Annotated in this window: 16 protein-coding genes and 1 other annotated feature; of the genes, 6 read left to right on the top strand and 10 right to left on the bottom strand. The window is 58.5% G+C overall.

Translation table 11 applies throughout. From position 1 onward, the window contains the following. Positions 1-2 precede the first annotated feature (2 nt). Complete coding sequence (locus ACGHUK_RS02560; protein ID WP_044953743.1) at positions 3-869, top strand: carbohydrate ABC transporter permease; 867 nt, start codon at positions 3-5, stop codon at positions 867-869. 145 nt (positions 870-1,014) lie between these two features. Here the strand turns inward: ACGHUK_RS02560 and ACGHUK_RS02555 are convergent, their stop codons facing one another. After that, the gene (locus ACGHUK_RS02555; protein ID WP_390574864.1) at positions 1,015-2,304 is read right to left on the bottom strand and encodes an O-acetylhomoserine aminocarboxypropyltransferase/cysteine synthase family protein; all 1,290 of its coding nucleotides are present in this window, start codon (positions 2,302-2,304) and stop codon (positions 1,015-1,017) included. A gap of 637 nt (positions 2,305-2,941) precedes the next feature. On the opposite strand from ACGHUK_RS02555, the gene ACGHUK_RS02550 reads away from it, so the two are divergent. Beyond that, positions 2,942-3,673 carry a biosynthetic peptidoglycan transglycosylase gene (locus tag ACGHUK_RS02550; RefSeq protein ID WP_390574862.1) on the top strand — a complete coding sequence of 244 codons (732 nt, stop codon included), beginning with the start codon at positions 2,942-2,944 and terminating at the stop codon, positions 3,671-3,673. 184 nt (positions 3,674-3,857) lie between these two features. Here ACGHUK_RS02550 and ACGHUK_RS02545 read toward each other — a convergent pair whose 3' ends face one another. From ACGHUK_RS02545 to ftsH, 4 genes are all read right to left on the bottom strand, one after another. Further along, entirely contained in the window at positions 3,858-7,130 is a 3,273-nt protein-coding gene (locus ACGHUK_RS02545) for an FtsX-like permease family protein (protein ID WP_390574859.1), read from the bottom strand. Then, the gene (locus ACGHUK_RS02540) at positions 7,127-7,831 is read right to left on the bottom strand and encodes an ABC transporter ATP-binding protein (protein WP_223388165.1); all 705 of its coding nucleotides are present in this window, start codon (positions 7,829-7,831) and stop codon (positions 7,127-7,129) included. Before ACGHUK_RS02540 ends, ACGHUK_RS02545 begins: the two co-directional genes overlap by 4 nt. 173 nt (positions 7,832-8,004) lie before the next feature. Continuing rightward, entirely contained in the window at positions 8,005-8,643 is a 639-nt protein-coding gene (locus ACGHUK_RS02535; RefSeq protein ID WP_390574856.1) for a transcriptional regulator, IclR family protein, read from the bottom strand. A gap of 171 nt (positions 8,644-8,814) precedes the next feature. Further along, entirely contained in the window at positions 8,815-10,653 is a 1,839-nt protein-coding gene (ftsH, locus tag ACGHUK_RS02530) for an ATP-dependent zinc metalloprotease FtsH (protein ID WP_390574855.1), read from the bottom strand. A 235-nt stretch (positions 10,654-10,888) separates the two neighbouring features. Continuing rightward, positions 10,889-11,156: a binding site (T-box leader), on the top strand. Positions 11,157-11,356: 200 nt separating this feature from the next. On the opposite strand from ftsH, the gene ACGHUK_RS02525 reads away from it, so the two are divergent. From ACGHUK_RS02525 to leuB, 4 genes are all read left to right on the top strand, one after another. Continuing rightward, positions 11,357-13,009, top strand: a complete 1,653-nt coding sequence (locus ACGHUK_RS02525) for a 2-isopropylmalate synthase (protein ID WP_390574852.1) — start codon at positions 11,357-11,359, stop codon at positions 13,007-13,009. Positions 13,010-13,184: 175 nt separating this feature from the next. Continuing rightward, entirely contained in the window at positions 13,185-14,444 is a 1,260-nt protein-coding gene (gene leuC / locus ACGHUK_RS02520; RefSeq protein ID WP_005942255.1) for a 3-isopropylmalate dehydratase large subunit, read from the top strand. Between the two features lie 18 nt (positions 14,445-14,462). Then, positions 14,463-14,954, top strand: a complete 492-nt coding sequence (gene leuD, locus ACGHUK_RS02515) for a 3-isopropylmalate dehydratase small subunit (protein ID WP_005942253.1) — start codon at positions 14,463-14,465, stop codon at positions 14,952-14,954. Positions 14,955-15,138: 184 nt separating this feature from the next. Next, the gene (leuB, locus tag ACGHUK_RS02510) at positions 15,139-16,212 is read left to right on the top strand and encodes a 3-isopropylmalate dehydrogenase (RefSeq protein ID WP_097774027.1); all 1,074 of its coding nucleotides are present in this window, start codon (positions 15,139-15,141) and stop codon (positions 16,210-16,212) included. A 102-nt stretch (positions 16,213-16,314) separates the two neighbouring features. Here leuB and upp read toward each other — a convergent pair whose 3' ends face one another. The 5 genes from upp to ACGHUK_RS02485 all read right to left on the bottom strand — a co-directional run bounded on the left by upp (position 16,315) and on the right by ACGHUK_RS02485 (position 19,931). Beyond that, entirely contained in the window at positions 16,315-16,941 is a 627-nt protein-coding gene (gene upp, locus ACGHUK_RS02505) for a uracil phosphoribosyltransferase (protein ID WP_005942246.1), read from the bottom strand. An 85-nt stretch (positions 16,942-17,026) separates the two neighbouring features. Further along, a complete protein-coding gene (gene rpiB / locus ACGHUK_RS02500) occupies positions 17,027-17,473 on the bottom strand; it encodes a ribose 5-phosphate isomerase B (RefSeq protein ID WP_005942243.1) in 447 nt (148 codons plus the stop codon). Between the two features lie 33 nt (positions 17,474-17,506). Next, entirely contained in the window at positions 17,507-18,235 is a 729-nt protein-coding gene (gene tsaB / locus ACGHUK_RS02495) for a tRNA (adenosine(37)-N6)-threonylcarbamoyltransferase complex dimerization subunit type 1 TsaB (RefSeq protein WP_390574850.1), read from the bottom strand. Then, positions 18,232-18,657 (bottom strand): tRNA (adenosine(37)-N6)-threonylcarbamoyltransferase complex ATPase subunit type 1 TsaE, encoded by a 426-nt coding sequence (gene tsaE / locus ACGHUK_RS02490; protein ID WP_005942237.1) that lies wholly within the window; start codon positions 18,655-18,657, stop codon positions 18,232-18,234. Before tsaE ends, tsaB begins: the two co-directional genes overlap by 4 nt. Before the next feature lie 98 nt (positions 18,658-18,755). Next, positions 18,756-19,931: a hypothetical protein gene (locus ACGHUK_RS02485; protein ID WP_390574847.1), complete on the bottom strand. Its 1,176-nt coding sequence runs from the start codon at positions 19,929-19,931 to the stop codon at positions 18,756-18,758. Positions 19,932-20,129 lie beyond the last annotated feature (198 nt).

Raw genomic sequence — 20,129 nt, 5'->3', positions numbered from 1 at the left:
TTATGGCACACACTCCTAGAAATCAATCGGAAAAAGCAACACTGGCTGCACGCCGCGCATGGTGTTATCTGGTGCTGGTGCTCATCAGCTTTTTGTGCCTGTTCTTCTTCTATGTGCTGGTGATCAACTCCACCCGCACCCACTTCGAGATCCAGAAAGGCTTCTCGATGCTGCCGGGCAAATCGCTCATCACCAACTTCCAGAACGTGCTGGCCGATGCTAACATCCCTGTCATCACCGGCATCCGCAACAGCCTGATCGTCTCCGCCTGCTCGGCGGCGTTCAGCGTGTATTTCTCGGCCCTGACGGCCTACGGCATCTACGCCTATAACTTCAAATTCAAAAAGGCCGCGTTCGCCATTATCCTGCTGATCATGACCATGCCCACGCAGGTGTCCGCTCTGGGCTTTTTGCAGCTCATCACAAAGATGGGCCTGAAGAACAGCTTTATCCCGCTGATTCTGCCCAGCATTGCAGCGCCCACCGTGTTCTTCTTCATGAAGCAGTATCTGGACGCTTCCCTTCCCATGGAGATCGTAGAGGCTGCCCGCATCGACGGTGCAGGCGAGTTCTACACCTTCAACAAGATCGTGCTGCCCATTATGAAGCCCGCTCTGGCAGTGCAGGCCATTTTCTCCTTCGTGGCCAGCTGGAACAACTACTTCATTCCCGCTCTTGTGCTGGACAGCGCCGACAAAAAGACCCTGCCCATCCTGATCGCACAGCTGCGCAGTGCAGACTTCCTCAAGTTTGATATGGGCAAGGTTTACATGATGGTGGCTATCGCCATTCTGCCCGTCATCATCGTGTACCTGCTGCTTTCCAAGTTCATCGTCCGCGGTGTTGCTTTGGGCGGCGTGAAAGGCTGACGGCATTTTGCCGCACACAGCAAAAGGGTCCCGGAGAAAATTCCGGAACCCTTTTGCTGTGTCTAGGATATAAGGAATTTTTAGAAGAGATCAGGAGAAAAAACAAGGCATACACATTCTGTCGGAGGTTTTAAGGGGATAAGATTTACTCGCCGCGGACGGCTGCGAAGCCTGCCTCCAGATCGGCAATGATATCATCGATGTGCTCGGTGCCGATGGACAGGCGGATGGTGTTCTGATAGATCTGCTGCTCGGCCAGCTCTTCGTCATTCAGCTGGCTGTGGGTGGTGGAAGCCGGGTGGATGACCAGACTCTTCACATCAGCAACGTTTGCCAGCAGGGAGAAGACCTTCAGGTTATCGATAAACTTGAATGCTTCCTCGCGGCCGCCTTTGATGTTGAAGGTGAAGATAGATGCACCGCCATTGGGGAAGTACTTCTCGTACAGGGCGTGATCCGGGTGATCCGGCAGGGAGGGGTGGTTGACCTTCTCCACCTGCGGGTGGTTTGCCAGAAACTCGACTACCTTCTTGGTGTTCTCCACATGGCGCTCGATACGCAGGCTCAGGGTCTCGGTGCCCTGCAGCAGCAGGAAGGCGTTGAACGGCGAAATGGTGGCACCGGTATCACGCAGCAGGATCGCACGGATGTAGGTGACAAAGGCTGCGGGGCCTGCTGCATCGACAAAGGAAACGCCGTGGTAGCTGGGGTTGGGGTCAGCAATGTTGCCGAACTTACCGCTTGCCTTCCAGTCGAACTTTCCGCTGTCCACAATGATGCCGCCCAGCGTGGTGCCGTGGCCGCCGATGAACTTGGTGGCGGAATGAACAACGATATCTGCGCCGTGCTCAATGGGACGGATCAGGTATGGGGTGCCGAAGGTATTATCGATGACCAGCGGCAGGCCGTGCTTGTGCGCGATGGCTGCAATGGCATCGATATCGGGGATATCGCTGTTGGGGTTGCCCAGAGTTTCCAGATAGACGGCCTTGGTGTTGGGCTGGATGGCATTCTCCACCTCAGCCAGATCGTGTGCATTGACAAAGGTAGTGGTGACACCGAACTGGGTCAGGGTGTGCTCCAGCAGGTTGTAGCTGCCGCCGTAGATGGTCTTCTGAGCCACGATGTGGTCACCGGCCTGTGCCAGTGCCTCGATGGTGTAGGTGATGGCAGCGGCACCGGAGGCGGTTGCCAGAGCAGCCACGCCGCCCTCCAGAGCAGCGATGCGCTTCTCGAACACGTCCTGCGTGGAGTTGGTCAGGCGGCCGTAGATGTTGCCGGCATCTGCCAGACCAAAGCGGTCTGCTGCGTGCTGGCTGTTGCGGAACACATAGGAAGTGGTCTGATAGATAGGCACTGCGCGGGAATCGGTTGCGGGATCGGCCTGCTCCTGGCCAACGTGAAGCTGCAGGGTCTCAAATTTATAGTTAGACATAGTATTTTACCTCTCCATTTGTACTTTTAGTATAATTTTCTGATACAAAAAAATCCCGATGCGTGATACATAAGCGCACCGGGCAAACACAATTCAAAGCGATTCTGTCAACGTCACATTCGGGTACACATTCGTGCACAGCAAGAGGGCATCGTACAGTTCACAGCAAGATGTTCTGCCCGGTCACCGCACATTCGCCCACAGCGGAAGTTTGCATGCAGCAGGTCGTTCCAAATCAGCTTCATATCCGTGCCCTCCTTTCCCGTAAAACTCTTTCCCACTCATCTACAAACCGGCACCTCTATCTGCTCTGTACCGGGAAGCAAAACCTTTGCTTTCTTTTTCCCACTAGGTTTGTGGATTTGTTGTTTGCATTATATTCCCTCTTACCCAGTTTGTCAATAGGTTAATTCCAGTTTTTTTCAAATTGAGTTTTCTGCACGATGGGCAGCCCGCATTTGCAGCATCCCGTTGTGCAGTTCCAACAGGAGTAACACTTCTGCTTCTTCGAAAATTTTTATTTTTCCATTGATAAAACCTTAAAATTTTATTGTTATACTAAAGCTGTTCCTTGCAAACGCCCTGCAAATCGTTTATTATGGTAGCGTTCTTTTTTATCATCAAAGGAGTTTTTTCGATGCTGCATCGTTTCTTTCATTTTTTAAAGCAGAGCCTGCTCGTTGTTCTTTGCATCCTGCTGCTTGGCGGGCTGCTGGCAGGCGGCTGGTTCTTTTATCAGGGCAGGCAGCTGTACCGCAGTGCCGCCAGCAGTTACCCAGTGGCTTCCATGTACGACACCATCTGTGCCCGCGGGAGCTATACTTCCTACGATGCGCTGCCGCAGATCTATATTAACGCAGTCATCTGCACCGAGGACGAGCATTTTATGACCCACAAGGGCATCGACCCGGGGGCCATTGCACGCGCCCTGCTGGCCGACCTGCGCACCCACTCGCTGGCCGAGGGCGGCAGCACCTTGACCCAGCAGCTTGCCAAGAACGAGCTGTTCACGCAGGACAAGCATCTGGCCCGCAAGGCTGCCGAGATGCTTGCTGCTTTTGATCTTGAAAAGACCTACTCCAAGCAGCAGATCTTTGAGATGTACGCCAACACCATCTATTTTGGCAGCGGGTATTATGGCATTGCAGAAGCTGCCGAGGGCTACTTTGGCAAGGAACCGGCCCAGCTGACCGATACCGAAGCGATCTATCTGGCGGGTATGCCCAACGCGCCTTCCACCTACGCCAGCAGCCCGGAGCTTGCCTTCAAGCGGATGCAGGTGGTGCTCAAGCGGATGGTCAAGTGCCGCGTGCTCACCCAGCAGCAGGCCGATGCCATTGCCGCAGATGCTGAAAACTTAACGGTTTAAACAAGACACCGCGCCCTGTCTGCTGCGGATCAGACAAGGCGCGGTGTTTTGTTTTGCGGTATTTGGTTTGGTAAAGGAGGAATCATGTTACCCGTTCAGGCGGTTGCGGCCCCGCCTGTCGGTAGCATTATCATACCAAAGAATTTCTGCGAAACCATGTTCTTTTTATGAAGGTTTTGTAAACTCACTCCGGCGCTTTCATGCTTTCCACCATGCTGATATGCCGCACATGCCGCCGCATGGCAAAGCACACCACAAAGGTGAACAGCATCGTCAATGCCACTGCCAGCAGATAACTGCTGGGTGCAATGGTGCGAATAAACATCAGCTGATCCATTTCCACGGTCAGGACGATGAACCGGTGCAGCGGCACGCCCAGCAGCAGGCCCACGCCGGAGCCGATGAGGGACAAAAGCTCGATCTCGCGGAAGATGTAGCGGTACACTTCTTTGTCATAGAAGCCCAGCACCTTGATAGTGGCAAGCTCCTTTTTGCGCTCGGCAAGGTTGACGCTGATCAGGTTGTACAGCACCACCGCCGCCAGCGCCGCCGCGCACACGATGATCAGTACCACCACGTAGTTCAGGCTGCCGATCAGGCTGCCGAACATGGAGGTGGTGTCCTCGGTGAAGCTGACGCTGCTCACATAGTTGCAGCCCAGCAGCTTTGTGCGCAGGGCGTTGTACTCCGCCTCGGTGGTACAGCCGGTCAGGCCGTAGACGGTGTTCCACTCCGGCGTGCTGCCCAGCAGGGCCTGCAGCTGCGCATTGGAGAGATACAGCCGGGTGAACATGTAGTTCTCGGTAATGCCGGTCAGCACCAGCGGCACGCGGCTTCCGTCTGCAGCCTCCACATAGAACGTATCGCCCACGCTCAGCTCCAGATTCAGGGCCGTTTTTTCGGTCAGGATCACGCTGTCCTCTTCAAAGGGAATGGGGTCGTGGCCCACCCGGGTGCGGAAGGTGAAGTATTCGGTCATCCGGGCATCGTCCTCCGCGCCTACGATGCTGACATCGGCGCTCCCGCCCTCTTCATTATAAAGGGTGGTGGACTTTGTGTAGAACGCGCCCCAGCTGCGGACCGCACTGCTGCTATCCAGCGTGTCGGCAAGGCCTTGCTCCATGGTCAGCGCCTTTTCATCGCTGAGCGAGATGGTGAGATCGTTGTGGGTCAGCTGCCTGGACTGCTTGTCCACGATGGGCAGGATGGAATCCTGAATGCCAAAACCGATCAGCAGCAGCGCCGTGCAGCCTGCCACGCCCAGCACTGTCATGAAGAAGCGCTTTTTGTAGCGGAACAGGTTGCGGGCTGTGGTCTTTTGGGAGAAGCTCATGTGCTGCCACAGTGGGGTGATGTACTCCAAAAAGATGCGCTTGCCTGCCACCGGGGCCCGGGGCAGCAGCAAAGCTGCAGTCTTTTCCTTCAGGCTGGCACGGCAGGCGTTCCATGTAGCAAAACCGATGACGGCCGCGCTGATGGCTACGCTGGCTGCCGCCATGCCGGGGTAAAAGTGCAGCGTAAAGGTGGACATGCTGAAGATCATCTGGTAAGCATACCAGATGATGAGCGGGAACACCACAAAACCGATGACCATGCCCACGATGCTGCCCAGCACGCTGGCGCTGAGGGCATAGAACAGATACTTTCCTGCGATCTTTGCGTTGGAGTAACCCAGAGCTTTCAGAGTACCCAGCTGCAGGCGGTTCTCGTCCACCATGCGGGTCATAGTAGTAGTGGCCACCAACGCCGCCACCAGGAAGAAGAACACCGGGAACACCCGTGCAATGGCATCCATGCGGTCGGCATACTGCTCAAAGGTGACAAAGCTCACGGTGGAGCTGCGGTCCAGCACATACCACTCGCCGCTCTTGATCTGGCTCACCTGCTCCTCGGCATCGTTCAGCTGGGCAAGGCCGTCGGCCAGCTGCTGTTCGGCATCGGCCTTCCGGCTCTCGTACTCCGCGCGGGAATCGGCCAGCTGCTGCACGCCGTCGTTGTACTGCTGCCAGCCTTCGTCCAGCCGGGTGCGTGCCGCATCAAACTGGGTGTAGGCTGTGGCCGTGCCGGTGGTGAGCTGCAGCTGACCCTGCAGAAGCTTTACCTTCATCTGGCGCAGTGCTGCCTTTGCCTCAGTCACCAGCTGCTCGTTGGAAAGGCTGGACGAAGAGATCAGCCCCTGTGCATACATCTGGCGCTTGCCCGCGTCCAGCTGGGCCTGATAGCCGTTCAGCTGGCCGCTGATGTTGTCGTAAGCATCCTGCGCCTTCTGCAGGGCATCCCGCAGCTCGGTGTACTCTTCATCGGCAGGTTCCGCTTCGTCCAGCGCTTTCTGTGCGTTGTGCAGAGCCGTTTCGGCATAGCCCAGCAGCGGGTCGGCCACCTTTTTCAGGTTCACCAGCATCTCGATCTGTTGCAGCTGATCCTCAAATTCCAGCAGTTGTTCCTCGCCGCTCACCAGCTCGTCCGCACCGCCCTGCATGGTATCCGGCAGGGCCTTTTTGTTGGCGGCAAGCTCCGCTTCGCCCGCGTCCAGCTGGGCTTTGGCGCTGTCCAGCTGTGCCTGTGCATCGGCCAGCTGCTGCTCTGCCTCCGCAAACTGACGGTCTGCTTCGGCTTTTTTGTCGTTGTACTCGGCCCGGGCGTCGGCCAGCTCTGCACTGGCGTCCTCGATCAGCTCCGCCCGCCGGGCCGTGCACTGTGCGCCGCTGATGGCCTTTACCCTTGCGGCTGTGTCATCCACTGCTGCCTGATACGCGTCCGAGTAATTATCATACAGGCCGGCATTTTTCACTTTGAGATAGCACGCCGTATAATAATCCGTGGTCAGGCTGCCCTCCGGCAGGAACACAATATCATCCAGCTGGCCGTCACCGGCGGTGCTGCTCTCCTTGTCCGTGGAAAAATGCTGCGGGTCCTGCACGGTGCCCACTACCGTGAACTGCTTCCGGCTCACATGTTCGGTGTCCTCCGGCAGGGTGAGCACCGTGCCCGGTTCCACCGGGTCGCCGTAGCCCATCACATGCACCACGCACTCGTCCGGGGCCTCAGGCATCCGGCCCGACAGCAGCACCAGACGGTTCATATTTTCTGCCGTGTCGGCCCCGGGGTCGGCGGGCAGCTGCTGCAGGCGCACCACCGCCGTCTCGCTCTGGCCCTGCCACTGGGCCTCCACGTCCTGATATTTCACCGGCTGCACAGCCTCCACGCCGTCCACGGCGGCAATGGCGGCAATGTCCTCCTCCGAAAGGCCCAGCGTGGACAGCACCCGCAGGTCGAACACGTTCTGCTGCACGTAGTATTTCTGCCCGGCGATGCGCATGCTGGGCGCAAAACTCATCAGGCCGGTCAGCATCATCACGCCCAGCGCTACGATGCCGAACAGCGAGACCATGCGGCTCAGGTTGTCCTTCATTTCCCGCAGGATGTTTTTACGATAACTTTTCAGCACAGCTCTCACCACTCAATCTCCTGCACCGGCACAGGGTGCTCGTTGACCTGATTGGAGACGATCTTGCCGCTGCGCACCTGAATGATGCGGTCTGCCATCGCCGTCAGGGCGGTGTTGTGGGTAATAACGATCACCGTGCGGCCGGTGCGGCGGCAGGTATCCTGCAAAAGGGCCAGCACCTGCTTGCCGGTCTTGTAATCCAGTGCACCGGTGGGCTCGTCGCAGAGCAGAAGCTTGGGATTTTTGGCCAGTGCGCGGGCAATGGACACCCGCTGCTGCTCGCCGCCGGAAAGCTGGGCCGGGAAGTTGTTCAGCCGCTCTCCCAGACCCACACCGCGCAGGGTCTCTTTGGGGTCCAGCGGGTCGCGGCAGATCTCGCTGGCCAGCTCCACATTCTCCAGTGCGGTCAGGTTCTGCACAAGGTTGTAGAACTGGAACACAAAGCCCACATCGTACCGGCGGTAAGTCGTCAGCTCTCTGGCGGTAAAGTGGCTCACATTCTGGCCGTCCAGCCAGACGTTTCCCTCGTCGCAGCTGTCCATGCCGCCAAGGATGTTCAGCAGGGTGGTCTTGCCTGCGCCGGAGGGCCCCACGATGATGCAGAACTCGCCCTTATCCACATAGAAATTCAGGTGGTCTGCGGCGGCGATCTTCACACTGCCGGTCTGGTAGTATTTGCAAACGTCCTCAAACTCCACAAAATGCTCCATGGCGTTTTTTCCTTTCTATCGGGAATGCATACTGTTTCAATTTAACTATAACATCTCCCGGCAGACTTTGCAAAGACATCTGCGCAAATTTTCAAAAACTTAACAGAAAAGCGCAAAAAGGGCCGCTGCACATCTCTGCGTGCAGCAGCCCTTTCATCATTTGATCTCAGCGGTCAGCGCCCCACGATCAAATCGCGGCGGCAGCGCAGGCCCACGGTGAGGAAGGTGTTGTTTTCGCCCAGTCGGCGCAGCACCACGCGGTCGGTGCCCTTCTGGCCCTCCACCAGCAGAGACAGGTTCAGGGTGGTGGAGCCCTTCTCAGTCTGGACCACCAGCGTGCTCACGCCCTCGTTCAGCAGGGTCTGCATGTCCTGCACGGTGGTGCGGAAAGTAGCAGAACCGGCGGGCACATCCAGCGTCAGCACACTGTCCTTCTGGCGGGCAGTGTACAGCACTTCTCTGCCGAACAGGCCCTTGACGGTGTAACGGGCCTCGCTCTTTTTCGCCGCTGCATCTGCGGACGGGGCGGCCAGCTCATCGCCGGAGATCAGCATGATATTTCCCTGAATGGGGTTTCCCTCCGGTGCGCCGTAGCCGCCGTAGGTGGGGTCCTTTTCGCCGATCGCCACATCGGCGCTGTGCAGGGCGATATCCCCCTGCACCATCTGCTCCTGCGGGGGCAGATAGCCTGCGGCAGCAGGGTCGTTGATGTCTGCCTCTGCGGCAAATGCGCCCACGCTCAGCATGGCGGCAGCACCCAGCACTGCAGCGGTGGTGGTGACGGTACGGACAAATTTATGGTTCAGTTTCATTTGGAATACCTCCGTTGACGGCGGTTTTGCACCGCACATTTTTGTTTTGTGGAAAACCATGGTCTGCCATGCGGTGTAATACAAAACCGCCGCATCTGTCTTATAAACGGATGCGGCGGCGGGATTATTGCAGCAGGCTAAAAAAAATTTTTGGCAGCTCTGCCGCCGGGGTCACTGGGCCTGTGCCGGTTCCCGGTTCAGGATCTCCATGAACTCCTCGCCGGTGATAGTCTCTTTCTGGTACAAATACTGTGCCAGCTCATCCAGCTTGGCGCGGTTGTCGGTCAGGATGCGGACAGCCTTTTCGTGCTGGGCCCGGACCAGCTCCACCACCTTCTGGTCGATCTCGCGCTGGGTCTGCGCCGAGCAGGCCAGCGAGGTGTCACCGCCCAGATACTGGTTGTTCACGGTCTCCAGCGCCACCATGTCAAAGTCCTTGCTCATGCCGTAGCGGGTAAGCATGGCGCGGGCAAGCTTGGTGGCCTGCTCGATATCGTTGGAGGCACCGGTGGTGATGGATCGGAACACCACTTCCTCGGCGGCGCGTCCGCCGGTAAGGGTGGCGATCTTGTTTTCCAGCTCTTCCTTGCTCATCAGGTAGTGGTTGCCCTCGTCCACCTGCATGGTGTAGCCCAGTGCGCCGGAGGTGCGGGGGATAATGGTGATCTTCTGCACAGGGGCAGAGTTGGATTGCTTGGCCGCCACCAGTGCATGGCCGATCTCGTGGTAGGCCACGATGCACTTTTCCTTGTCGGTAAGGATGGAGTTCTTCTTCTGGTAGCCTGCAATGACCACCTCGATACTCTCCTCCAGATCGGCCTGCGTCACGCTCTTGCGGCCTGCACGCACAGCGCGCAGAGCTGCTTCGTTGACGATGTTGGCAAGTTCCGCACCGGATGCACCGGAAGCCATGCGGGCCACGGTGTTGAAGTCGATGCCCGGGGCCAGTGCCACCTTTTTGGCGTGCACTTTCAAAATCTCTTCGCGGCCCTTGAGGTCGGGCAGCTCCACCGGCACACGGCGGTCAAAACGTCCGGGACGGGTCAGCGCCGGGTCCAGCGAATCCGGGCGGTTGGTAGCCGCCAGAATGATGACGCCGGTGTTGCCCTCAAAGCCGTCCATCTCGGTGAGCAGCTGGTTCAAAGTCTGCTCACGCTCGTCGTTGCCGCCGAGATTGCCGCTGTTGCGCTTCTGACCGATGGCATCGATCTCATCGATGAACACGATGCAGGGGGCCTTTTCCTTGGCCTGTCGGAACAGGTCGCGCACCTTGGACGCGCCCATGCCCACGAACATCTCCACGAATTCAGAACCGGAAATAGAGAAGAACGGCACATTGGATTCGCCTGCCACGGCCTTGGCCAGCATGGTCTTGCCGGTGCCCGGAGGGCCCACCAGCAGGATGCCCTTGGGCATGGATGCGCCAATGCTCTCGTACTTGCCGGGGTCGTGCAGGTAATCCACGATCTCCTGCAGGTTTTCCTTGGCTTCATCCTCACCGGCCACATCCGCAAAGCGGATGCCGTGGGTGGACTGCACATAGACCTTGACGTTGGACTTGCCCACGCCGCCGAACATCATGGACCCCGGGCCGCCGCCGGCCTTTTCCATCAGCTTTTTGTTCATCTGATTGCCGATGAAGCTGAACAACAGGATGGGCAGCAGGAACCAGATCAGGAAATTGAGCATCGGCGACCCCTGCTCCACGATCTCGCTGGAAAACTGTGCTCCGGCATCATACAGGCGCTGGGTAAGCTCCGGGTCGTTCATCAGGCCGGTCTTGTAGACCTGCTTTTCCTCTTTATCGGTAAAAATGATCTGGTTGGATTCGATATCCACACGGCCGATGTTCTTTTCCTCGGTCATGGTCATAAAGGTACCGTAGTCCACTTCCTCCACCTGACGCTCGCTCATCCACGGCAGCAGCACAAGGTTGAGCAGCAGCAGGACCGCCAGCACAATGGCGTAGTAGATCGCCAGCGGCTTTTTGGAAGGTTTGACTTCTTTCATGTGGCAATTCCTCCTTTGGTTCCTGATGCAAGTAGTATAGCACAGTAAAACCGGGCGCAACAGCAATTCGAGCACAACTTTCCAAAAACTTAGCAAATTGTTAACATTAACGCCTCGTGCATAATTTTGGAAAATTCTGCCCCTTATTTTGTGAAATTGTTTCATTTTGAGAATGAGTCAGATTGCTTGACACTGCCCGCGAATCATGCTAAACTTAGTCCACTTTGAAAAAAGCACAAATGCGTTGACGGGGAAAAAACGATTTTCTTCTGCGTACAGAGAGCCGCCGGGTGGTGCAAGGCGGGTGCAGAGGGTTTCGGTTACTGGCCCCTGAGCGGCAGGGCTGAACACACAAGTAGGCTCTGACGGATGTCCACCGTTACAAGGACAGCGATTCGCCGCAAAAAGCCGATCGTGCAAAGCGGCTGTGCCCAAAGGCGCAGCAAAGAGAGTGGTACCACGGGTGCCCTGTAGTTTGAACTTTACAGGCTCTCGTCTCTCAAGGTTTTCGCCTTGAAAGACGAGAGCCTTTTCGTATGTAACTCCTTCAGTCAGCTTCCTCGGGGAGGGAACCTCTGGCGAAACGGGAAGCTTTACCGCACTGCCAAGGGCCCCATCTCAGAGGGGGCTGTCACCGCAGGTGACTGGGGGAGTTGGGCAGGAAAAAACCTCAAAAGTGTAAATTGTTTGGGAGGACGCGCAAATGATGGACGCAACCAAGTACGCTCCGGGTTACTACCCGGTACCCGCAGGCTATGACAGCTGGGTAAAGAAGGATCACATTGAAAAAGCCCCCGCATGGTGCAGTGTGGACCTGCGCGACGGCAATCAGGCACTGATCGTGCCCATGAGCCTTGAGGAAAAGCTGGAGTTCTTCCAGATGCTGGTCAAGATCGGCTTCAAGGAGATCGAGGTGGGCTTCCCTGCCGCCAGCGATACCGAGTACGAGTTCCTGCGCACCCTGATCGAGAAGAACATGATCCCCGAGGATGTCACCGTGCAGGTGCTGACCCAGTGCCGTGACCACATCATCCGCAAGACCTTCGAGGCCGTCAAGGGCGCACCCCGCGCGGTGATCCACTTCTACAATTCCACCTCTGTGGCCCAGCGCGAGCAGGTGTTCCACAAGAGCAAGGAGGAGATCAAGAAGATTGCCACCGACGGCGCAAAGCTGGTCAAGCAGCTCAGTCAGGAGTACGAGGGCAACTTCCTGTTCGAGTACAGCCCCGAGAGCTTCACCGGCACCGAAGTGGACTACGCCGTGGATGTGTGCAATGCCGTGCTGGACATCATGCAGCCCACCCCGGACCGTCCCATGATCATCAACCTGCCCGTTACCGTGGAAATGAGCATGCCGCACGTCTACGCAAACCAGATCGAGTACTGCGACAAGCACCTGAAATACCGTGACAGCGTGATCATCTCCACCCATCCCCACAACGACCGCGGCACCGGCGTGGCCTGCGCAGAGCTGGCCGTGCTGGCGGGTGCACAGCGGGTGGAGTGCTGCCTGTTCGGCAACGGCGAGCGCACCGGCAACGTGGACGCGGTGACGCTGGCCATGAACATGTACAGCCACGGCGTGGACCCCAAGCTGGACTTCTCCGATATGCCGGACATCTGCGCTACCTACGAGCGTGTGACCCAGATGCACATTTACGAGCGCACCCCCTATGCCGGTCAGCTGGTGTTTGCCGCCTTCTCCGGCAGCCATCAGGATGCCATTGCAAAGGGCATGGCCTACCGCAAGGAGCATGGCGAACACCGCTGGACCTGCCCCTACATCCCCGTTGACCCCCACGACATCGGACGCACCTACGATGCCGATGTTATCCGCATCAACAGCCAGAGCGGCAAGGGCGGCATCGGCTTTGTGCTGGAACAGAACTTCGGCTACAACCTGCCGCCCAAGATGCGTGAGGCGCTGGGCTACAAGGTCAAGAGCGTTTCCGACCACAGCCACAAGGAGCTGAGCGCAAACGAGGTGCTGCACATCTTCGAGGATGCTTTCCTCAACCGCTGCAAGCCGCTCAACGTTCTGGAAGCCCACTTTGCACAGGTGGGCGGCATCACCGCCACCGTCACACTGGAGCTGAACGGTCAGCGCAAGGTGGTCACCTCGGTGGGCAATGGCCGTCTGGACGCTGTGGCAAACGCCATCCAGAGCGCCACCGGCATGGAGTTCCACCTCGAGACCTACTCCGAGCACAGTCTGGACGAAGGCTCCACCTCCCGCGCTGCCTCCTACGTCGGCCTTGTCTGGGGCGATAACACCGTCACATGGGGTGCCGGTACGGATACCGATATCATCGTGGCTGGCATCAAGGCACTGGTGAGCGCGATCAACAACAAATAACATCCTCGCCCTCTCAGTCACCTGCGGTGACAGCTCTCCCAAAGGGAGAGCCTCTGGCGAAACCGGTAATTTTGCGTGGACTGCCAAGGCCTCCCACTTTGGGGGAGGTGGATGCGACCAGCGGGAGCAGACGGAGAGGGCGAGCCGCCTATAAGTATAAAAGGAGAGTACCATCATGGGAATGACCCTGACGCAGAAAATTCTTGCCGCACATGCCGGCCTTGCCGAGGTCAAGGCAGGCCAGCTCATCAATGCAAAGCTGGACATCGTGCTGGGCAACGACATCACCACCCCGGTTGCCATCAACGAGTTTGAAAAGGCCGGTTTTGACGGTGTGTTCGACAAAGAGCACATTGCCATCGTGCTGGACCACTTTGTGCCCAACAAGGACATCAAGAGCGCCACCCAGTCCAAGCAGTGCCGCGAGTTCGCCAACAAGTACGACATCCTCAACTTCTACGATGTGGGCCAGATGGGCATTGAGCACGCCCTGCTGCCGGAAAAAGGCATCGTGACCGCAGGCGACTGCGTGATCGGCGCGGACAGCCACACCTGCACCTATGGTGCACTGGGTGCCTTCTCCACCGGCGTCGGCTCCACCGACATGGCCGCAGGCATGGCCACCGGCATGGCATGGTTCAAGGTGCCCTCTGCCATCAAGTTCGTGCTCAAGGGCAAGTTCGGCCCCCGCGTCTCCGGCAAGGACCTGATCCTGCACATCATCGGCATGATCGGTGTGGACGGCGCGCTGTACAAATCCATGGAGTTCACCGGCCCGGGCGTTGCCAGCCTGACGATGGACGACCGCCTGTGCATCTGCAACATGGCCATCGAAGCCGGTGCCAAGAACGGCATCTTCCCTGTGGACGATGTGACCCGCAGCTACCTCAAGGGCCGCAGCCAGCGTGAGCCGGTGTTCTTTGAGGCCGACCCGGATGCCGAGTACGAAAAGACCATTGAGATCGATCTGGACAAGCTGGAACCCACCGTCAGCTACCCCCACCTGCCCGAGAACACCCACCTTGCCAGCGAGGGCAAGGACATCAAGATCGATCAGGTTGTGATCGGCAGCTGCACCAACGGCCGTCTGGAGGACATGGAAGCCGCCTACAACGTGCTCAAGGGCAAGCACATTGCCAAGGGCGTGCGCGGCATCATCATCCCCGCCACCATGGCCGTTTACAAGGAATGCATCCTGCGCGGCTGGACCACTGCCTTTATTGATGCAGGCTGCATCGTGTCCACCCCCACCTGCGGCCCCTGTCTGGGCGGCTACATGGGCATTCTGGCCGAGGGCGAGCGCTGCGTTTCCACCACAAACCGCAACTTTGTGGGCCGCATGGGCCATGTGAAGAGCGAGGTCTACCTTGCTTCTCCCGCCACTGCCGCCGCCAGCGCACTGACCGGCTGCATCACCGACCCCCGCACGGTCTGATCGGAAAGGAGCACAACAATGAACGCAAAAGGTTCTGTTTTCAAATACCCGGACAACGTGGATACCGATGTCATCATCCCGGCCCGCCACCTGAACACGCAGGATGCCAAAGAGCTGGCCAGCCACTGCATGGAGGACATCGACAAGGACTTCGTCAAGAAGGTGAAGGACGGCGACATCATGGTGGGCGGCTGGAACTTCGGCTGCGGCTCCTCCCGTGAGCACGCACCGCTGTGCATCAAGACCGCCGGCATCTCGGTCGTGATCGCCAAGAGCTTTGCCCGCATCTTCTACCGCAACAGCATCAACATCGGTCTGCCCATCATGGAGTGCCCGGAGGCTGTGGATGCCATCAATGCGGGCGACACCGTGAGCGTGGACTTTGACACCGGTGTCATTACCGACGAGACCAACGGCAAGGTGTTCCATGCCGAGCCCTTCCCGCCGTTCATCCAGGAGATCATCTCTGCCGGTGGACTGATGAAGTCCATCAAGGCGAAGCAGCAGTAACCCTCTCAGGCGCTTCGCGCCAGCTCTCCCAAAGGGCGAGCTTTTTGCCATCTTCCCGAATGTATTTTCTTCTAGGATAAACAACGAACAATATCTTACCCGCCTGAAAAGCTCCCCCTTCGGGGGAGCTGGCAATGCCGCAGGCATTGACTGAGAGGGTTCAAACCGATAGAAGGAGTTTCCCATGGAAAAAAACATTGCTGTCATCTGGGGCGACTGCTCCAGCCCGGAGATCGTCAAGCAGACCATCCGTGTGCTTGACAAGGTGGCCGAAAAGTACGGCCACACCTTCCACTACACCGACGCTGCCATGGGCGGCGAAGCCATTGACAAGTACGGCGACCCGCTGCCCCAGCACGAGCTGGACAAGTGCCTTGCCGCGGACAGCGTCCTGCTGGGTGCCGTGGGCGGCCCCAAGTGGGAGGGCCTGCCCGGTGAGCAGCGCCCGGAGAAGGGCCTGCTGCGTCTGCGTGCAGGCATGGGCCTGTACTCCAACAACCGCCCGGCCAAGATCTGGCCGCAGCTGGCTCCTGCCAGCCCCCTGAAGCCCGAGATCGTGGCACAGGGCATCGATTTCATCATCGTGCGTGAGCTGATCGGCGGCGTATACTTTGGCAATCACGAGACCCACACCCTCGCCAGCGGCGAGAAGCAGGCCATCGACTCCATGCCCTACGCGGAGCACGAGATCGAGCGCATCGGCCGCATCGGCTTTGAGACCGCACGCAAGCGCCGCAAGAAACTGTGCTGCGTGGACAAGGCAAATGTTTTGGACACCAGCCGTCTGTGGAGAAGCGTGATGCACCGCCTGCAGGCCGAATACCCGGATGTGGAATACAGCGAGATGTTCGTGGACAACTGCGCCATGCAGATCGTCAAGAACCCCGCCCAGTTCGACGTGATCGTTACCGAGAACATGTTCGGCGACATCCTGTCGGACGAGGCTTCCATGATCACCGGCTCCATCGGCATGATCCCGTCCTCCTCTCTGGGCGACGGCACCCGCGGCCTGTACGAGCCCATCCACGGCTCCGCCCCGGACATTGCGGGCAAGGACATCGTGAACCCCACCGCCTGCATCCTGTCTGCCGCCATGATGCTGCGCTACTCCTTCGGCATGGCCGAGGAGGCCGATGCCATTGAGACCGCCGTGAACAAGGTACTGGACAAGGGCCTGCGCACCGCCGACAACATGAGTGAGGGCTGCACCTGCCTTGGCTGCACCGCCATGGGCGACGCCATTCTGGCCGAGATCTGAGTTTTTCCATAACGCACAAAGGGGAACGACAGCCGTCGTTCCCCTTTTCGTCTGCACAAAAAAGAGCAGCTGTTCCCAGCTGCCCTTCTGCGATACAGTTTTTTACTTGGTGCCGTAGATGCGGTCGCCGGCGTCGCCCAGACCGGGAACGATATAGCCGTTCTCGTTCAGGTGGTCGTCCTGTGCGCCGAGGTAGATATCCACATCGGGGTGTGCCTCGTGCAGGGCCTTGATGCCTTCGGGAGCGGCGATCAGACCGATGAACTTGATGCGCTTTGCGCCATGCTTCTTGATCTGGGTGATGGCATCAATGGCACTGCCGCCGGTAGCCAGCATCGGGTCCAGAACCAGAACGTCACGCTCTGCGATATCCTGCGGCAGCTTGCAGAAGTACTCCACAGGCTGCAGGGTCTCCTCGTCGCGGTACAGGCCGATGAAGCCCACCTTTGCAGCGGGCAGCAGGGTCAGCATACCGTCCAGCATACCCATGCCTGCGCGCAGGATGGGCACCAGAGCCAGCTTGCGGCCAGCCAGCACCTTGGTCTTTGCCATGGTGATGGGTGTTTCGATCTCCACCTCTTCCAGAGGCAGGTCACGGGTCGCTTCGTAGCACAGCAGGGTCGCGATCTCGCCAACGAGGTCACGGAACTCCTTGGTGCCGGTCTGCTTGTTGCGCAGAATGCTCAGCTTGTGCTGCAGCAGCGGATGCTCAACGATCATCGGGGTCATAAAAACACGCTCCTTATTTTAAATAGATAACTCTATCGGGTCCAAGATTACGATTTAAAACAGCTCCGCATACGCTTCGCCATGATCAGCGGTTCTCCAGTGCGGTCAGCTTGTCGATGCGGCGCTGATGGCGGCCGCCCTCAAACTCCGTATTCAGGAAGAGATCCACCAGCTGGCAGGCAAGGCCGGGGCCGACCACGCGGCCGCCCATGCACAGAGCATTGGCGTCGTTATGGCGGCGGGTATACTCGCAGCTGAAGCTGTCAGAGCAGCAGCAGGCACGAATGCCCTTGATCTTGTTTGCTGCCATGCTGATGCCCACTCCGGTGCCGCAGAACAGCAGTGCCTTGCTGCACTCGCCGCTCACAACTGCATCGCAGGCGGGCACGGCCATATCGGGGTAATCCACGCTGTCGGTGCTATGGGTGCCAAAATCGATGTATTCCAGCCCCAGCTCCTTCAGATGCGCCTTGACAGCTTCTTTCAGTTCAAATCCGCCGTGGTCAGCGGCCAGTGCAATGGGTTTTGCCATGGAAATGTTCCTTTCTCTCAGTCACGCAGGGTTTTATGCCTGCTCCTTGTTTTGGGCGGCATTGGCTGCAGCTTCTGCTGCAAGGCGCTCTGCGCGCTCCCGCTCGGCCTGACTCAGGCGGTGGTAGTCCGGCAGCAGAGCCTCCGGCAGCACAGCCTTTCCGGCTTCGGCCATCTGCTTTGCCACAAGGGCCACTGCAGCAGCACGCCCGCCGCGCAGGGCCGCAGGTGCCTGCAGCACGCCCGGCACACTGCCGTATTTATTATAGCACAGAGATGCGCCATCACCAACAAAAAACAGGGGCTTTTTGCAATTTTCTACAAAATCGGCCAGATCTGCCACCGCCCGGGCATCGTCTTCCAGCAGGCGGCTGTGGGTGGCAAGGTCGAACGCGGCACTGTATACCTGCGCACGGCGGGCATCCAGTGCGCACAGCACGGTGCCCTCGCCCGTGTGGGCTGCGGCCAGTGCTTCCAGCGTGGAGACCGGTGCGCACAGCGTTTCCCGCGGGAAGGCCAGACCCTTGACCGCCGCCAGACCGATGCGCAGCCCGGTAAAACTGCCGGGGCCTGCGTTGACACCGTACAAGTCAATATTTGCACAGGTCATGCCGCACATCTTCAGGCAGGTGTCGATCATGGGCATCAGCGTTTCGCTGTGGGTCATGCCTGCGTCCAGATACACCTCGTACAGCAGGCGGTCACCCTGCAAAAGAGCCACACCAGCCGTTTTGCCCGCTGTATCCACAGCTAAGATGTTCATAGCGTTACCCCCTCAATGGTGATCCTGCGGGTGTTCTCGTCCACGCGCTGGATGTCCACCCGGATGGGGTTTTCCAGTGCCAGCAGGTCTGCAAAGTTCTCGCTCCACTCTGCTGCCACAATGGCCCCCTGATCCAAATAATCGTAAAAGCCTGCAGCACACAGGTCGTTCTCAGTGGAAATACGGTACAGGTCAAAGTGCGCCAGCGGCTTTGGGCCGCGGTAGTAGTTCACAATGGCAAAGGTTGGGCTGGACACCGGGTCGGTGCAGCCAAGGCCCTCGGCAAGGCCCTCGGTAAAAGCGGTCTTGCCCGCGCCCAGCCCGCCGGTGAACGCAACCAGCGAACCCGGTGCCAGCACTGCGGCCATACGGGCACCCAGCGCCACCGTCTCGGCGCGGGAGTGGGTGATATATTCTGACATGAAGCTTACCTCATTTTATAAAGCAAAAGGGACGGCAGAATGCTCTGCCGTCCTTTAGTATAATATACTTTGTGCAAAAGTGCAATGCCGTGTGTTGCTTACGCCGCCGCATCCACATCCGCTGCCGTGTAGGGGTTGGGCAGTGCAGCGCTTCGGTCTCCGCTGAGCATCGCATAGGATGCCGCCGCATGGGACCGTCTGCCGCCCTGCTCGTTGTACCAGATGATATCATCGGTGCCGTAGATGCTCTTGGCATAGTCCACGGCCTGTTCCAGCGTTTCGCCCTCGATCATCCGGTTTACAGCGGCCCACAGCATACTGCGGGAATACACCGAGTAGACATTGTTCACATAGCCCATCACCGCCTTGGCACCGCCTGCCATCAGGCCGTCTGCCATAGAGGTGTCCACATGGCCGTTCTTGCCGTAGAACTCGCAGGTCTCGCTGAGCACGATGCCATTGCCGCGGTAGGCACTGCGGAAGAAATCGCCGTTGACGGCATACATACCGTTCACCTTGACCACGCGGTGGGCCAGCAGGTCAAAGCCATAGCGCAGATCGCTCCAGAAATCCGATCTCTCGGTCAGCAGGATCAGCGGTTCCGTGGTAGTCTTCTTGAACAGCCAGCCGTATTCATAGGTGTAGTACGCGCCGTGGGTGCTCAGGATGCACAGGTCGTAACGGCCCATCCTGCGCAGGTCGGATACGGTAACGGTGGTATCCAGATCCGTCTGCAGGCCCACCGAATCCCAATAGGTCTGCATGTAGGCATAATACGGGTAGCGGGTGCTGTTGATCGTGTTGTCAAACGCATAATAGATCGCCGCCGTGCCCACCCGCTTGTTCTCTGCCAGCTCCTGCAGCTGGCTCTCGTCCAGCTCCGGCAGGGCTGCGGTGTTCTCCTCCTCCGGGTCGGTAAGCAAGATGCCGCCCAGCGCGCCGCAGCTGTAGGTAAAGCTGATCATGCCGTTTTCGGCATCGGTGTAGACAGACCCCTGCTTCACAAGGCCCTGTGCGGTCAGCGCATCCAGCTGCTGCAAAGCAGCATCTGTGCGCTCGTCCTCGGTCATCTGTGCATAGTCGCTGCCTCCGGTCAGTGCGGTCACAGCAGCATCTGCCTGCTGCATCTCGCGCACATCTGTGGCCGAAAGGCTCTGCTGCACAGCCGCCTGTTCTTCCGGCTGCTGTGCAAAAGCCGCTGTGGGCAGCGCTGTGAGCGCGAAAGCCAGAACGCACAGTGCACACCCAAAACGGCGGAGCATATCGTGTTCCATTCCCATTTCCTCCGGGCATATCTGCCGCCCAATGCGGCACGCCGCCCTTTTCCAGCAGGCATCTTCCTGCCATTTTCTTTGCGCGGCAGACGCTCTGCAAAGGAGCTTTCTGCTGCACCTTCATTGTAGATGGTGCGGTCTGCTTTGTCAAGCATTCGTGCGGATTTTGCAAAGCTGTCACACCCGGTGGATTGCAAA

The sequence above is a fragment of the Faecalibacterium sp. i25-0019-C1 genome (genome assembly GCF_042854225.1).
Taxonomy (GTDB): domain Bacteria; phylum Bacillota; class Clostridia; order Oscillospirales; family Ruminococcaceae; genus Faecalibacterium; species Faecalibacterium taiwanense.
The sequence above is the reverse complement of the archived record's forward strand: the minus strand, read 5'-3'. Positions and strand labels throughout refer to the sequence as shown.

What these genes read in the sequence shown, in the direction of transcription:
- ACGHUK_RS02560 (WP_044953743.1), top strand. Translation starts at nt 3, where the DNA reads ATGGCACACACTCCTAGAAATCAATCGGAAAAAGCAACACTGGCTGCA.
- leuD (WP_005942253.1), top strand. Translation starts at nt 14,463, where the DNA reads ATGAACGCAAAAGGTTCTGTTTTCAAATACCCGGACAACGTGGATACC.
- ACGHUK_RS02535 (WP_390574856.1), bottom strand. Translation starts at nt 8,643, where the DNA reads ATGAAACTGAACCATAAATTTGTCCGTACCGTCACCACCACCGCTGCA.
- ACGHUK_RS02550 (WP_390574862.1), top strand. Translation starts at nt 2,942, where the DNA reads ATGCTGCATCGTTTCTTTCATTTTTTAAAGCAGAGCCTGCTCGTTGTT.
- leuB (WP_097774027.1), top strand. Translation starts at nt 15,139, where the DNA reads ATGGAAAAAAACATTGCTGTCATCTGGGGCGACTGCTCCAGCCCGGAG.
- ACGHUK_RS02485 (WP_390574847.1), bottom strand. Translation starts at nt 19,931, where the DNA reads ATGGAACACGATATGCTCCGCCGTTTTGGGTGTGCACTGTGCGTTCTG.
- ACGHUK_RS02525 (WP_390574852.1), top strand. Translation starts at nt 11,357, where the DNA reads ATGATGGACGCAACCAAGTACGCTCCGGGTTACTACCCGGTACCCGCA.
- rpiB (WP_005942243.1), bottom strand. Translation starts at nt 17,473, where the DNA reads ATGGCAAAACCCATTGCACTGGCCGCTGACCACGGCGGATTTGAACTG.
- ACGHUK_RS02540 (WP_223388165.1), bottom strand. Translation starts at nt 7,831, where the DNA reads ATGGAGCATTTTGTGGAGTTTGAGGACGTTTGCAAATACTACCAGACC.
- tsaE (WP_005942237.1), bottom strand. Translation starts at nt 18,657, where the DNA reads ATGTCAGAATATATCACCCACTCCCGCGCCGAGACGGTGGCGCTGGGT.
- ftsH (WP_390574855.1), bottom strand. Translation starts at nt 10,653, where the DNA reads ATGAAAGAAGTCAAACCTTCCAAAAAGCCGCTGGCGATCTACTACGCC.
- ACGHUK_RS02555 (WP_390574864.1), bottom strand. Translation starts at nt 2,304, where the DNA reads ATGTCTAACTATAAATTTGAGACCCTGCAGCTTCACGTTGGCCAGGAG.
- leuC (WP_005942255.1), top strand. Translation starts at nt 13,185, where the DNA reads ATGGGAATGACCCTGACGCAGAAAATTCTTGCCGCACATGCCGGCCTT.
- upp (WP_005942246.1), bottom strand. Translation starts at nt 16,941, where the DNA reads ATGACCCCGATGATCGTTGAGCATCCGCTGCTGCAGCACAAGCTGAGC.
- tsaB (WP_390574850.1), bottom strand. Translation starts at nt 18,235, where the DNA reads ATGAACATCTTAGCTGTGGATACAGCGGGCAAAACGGCTGGTGTGGCT.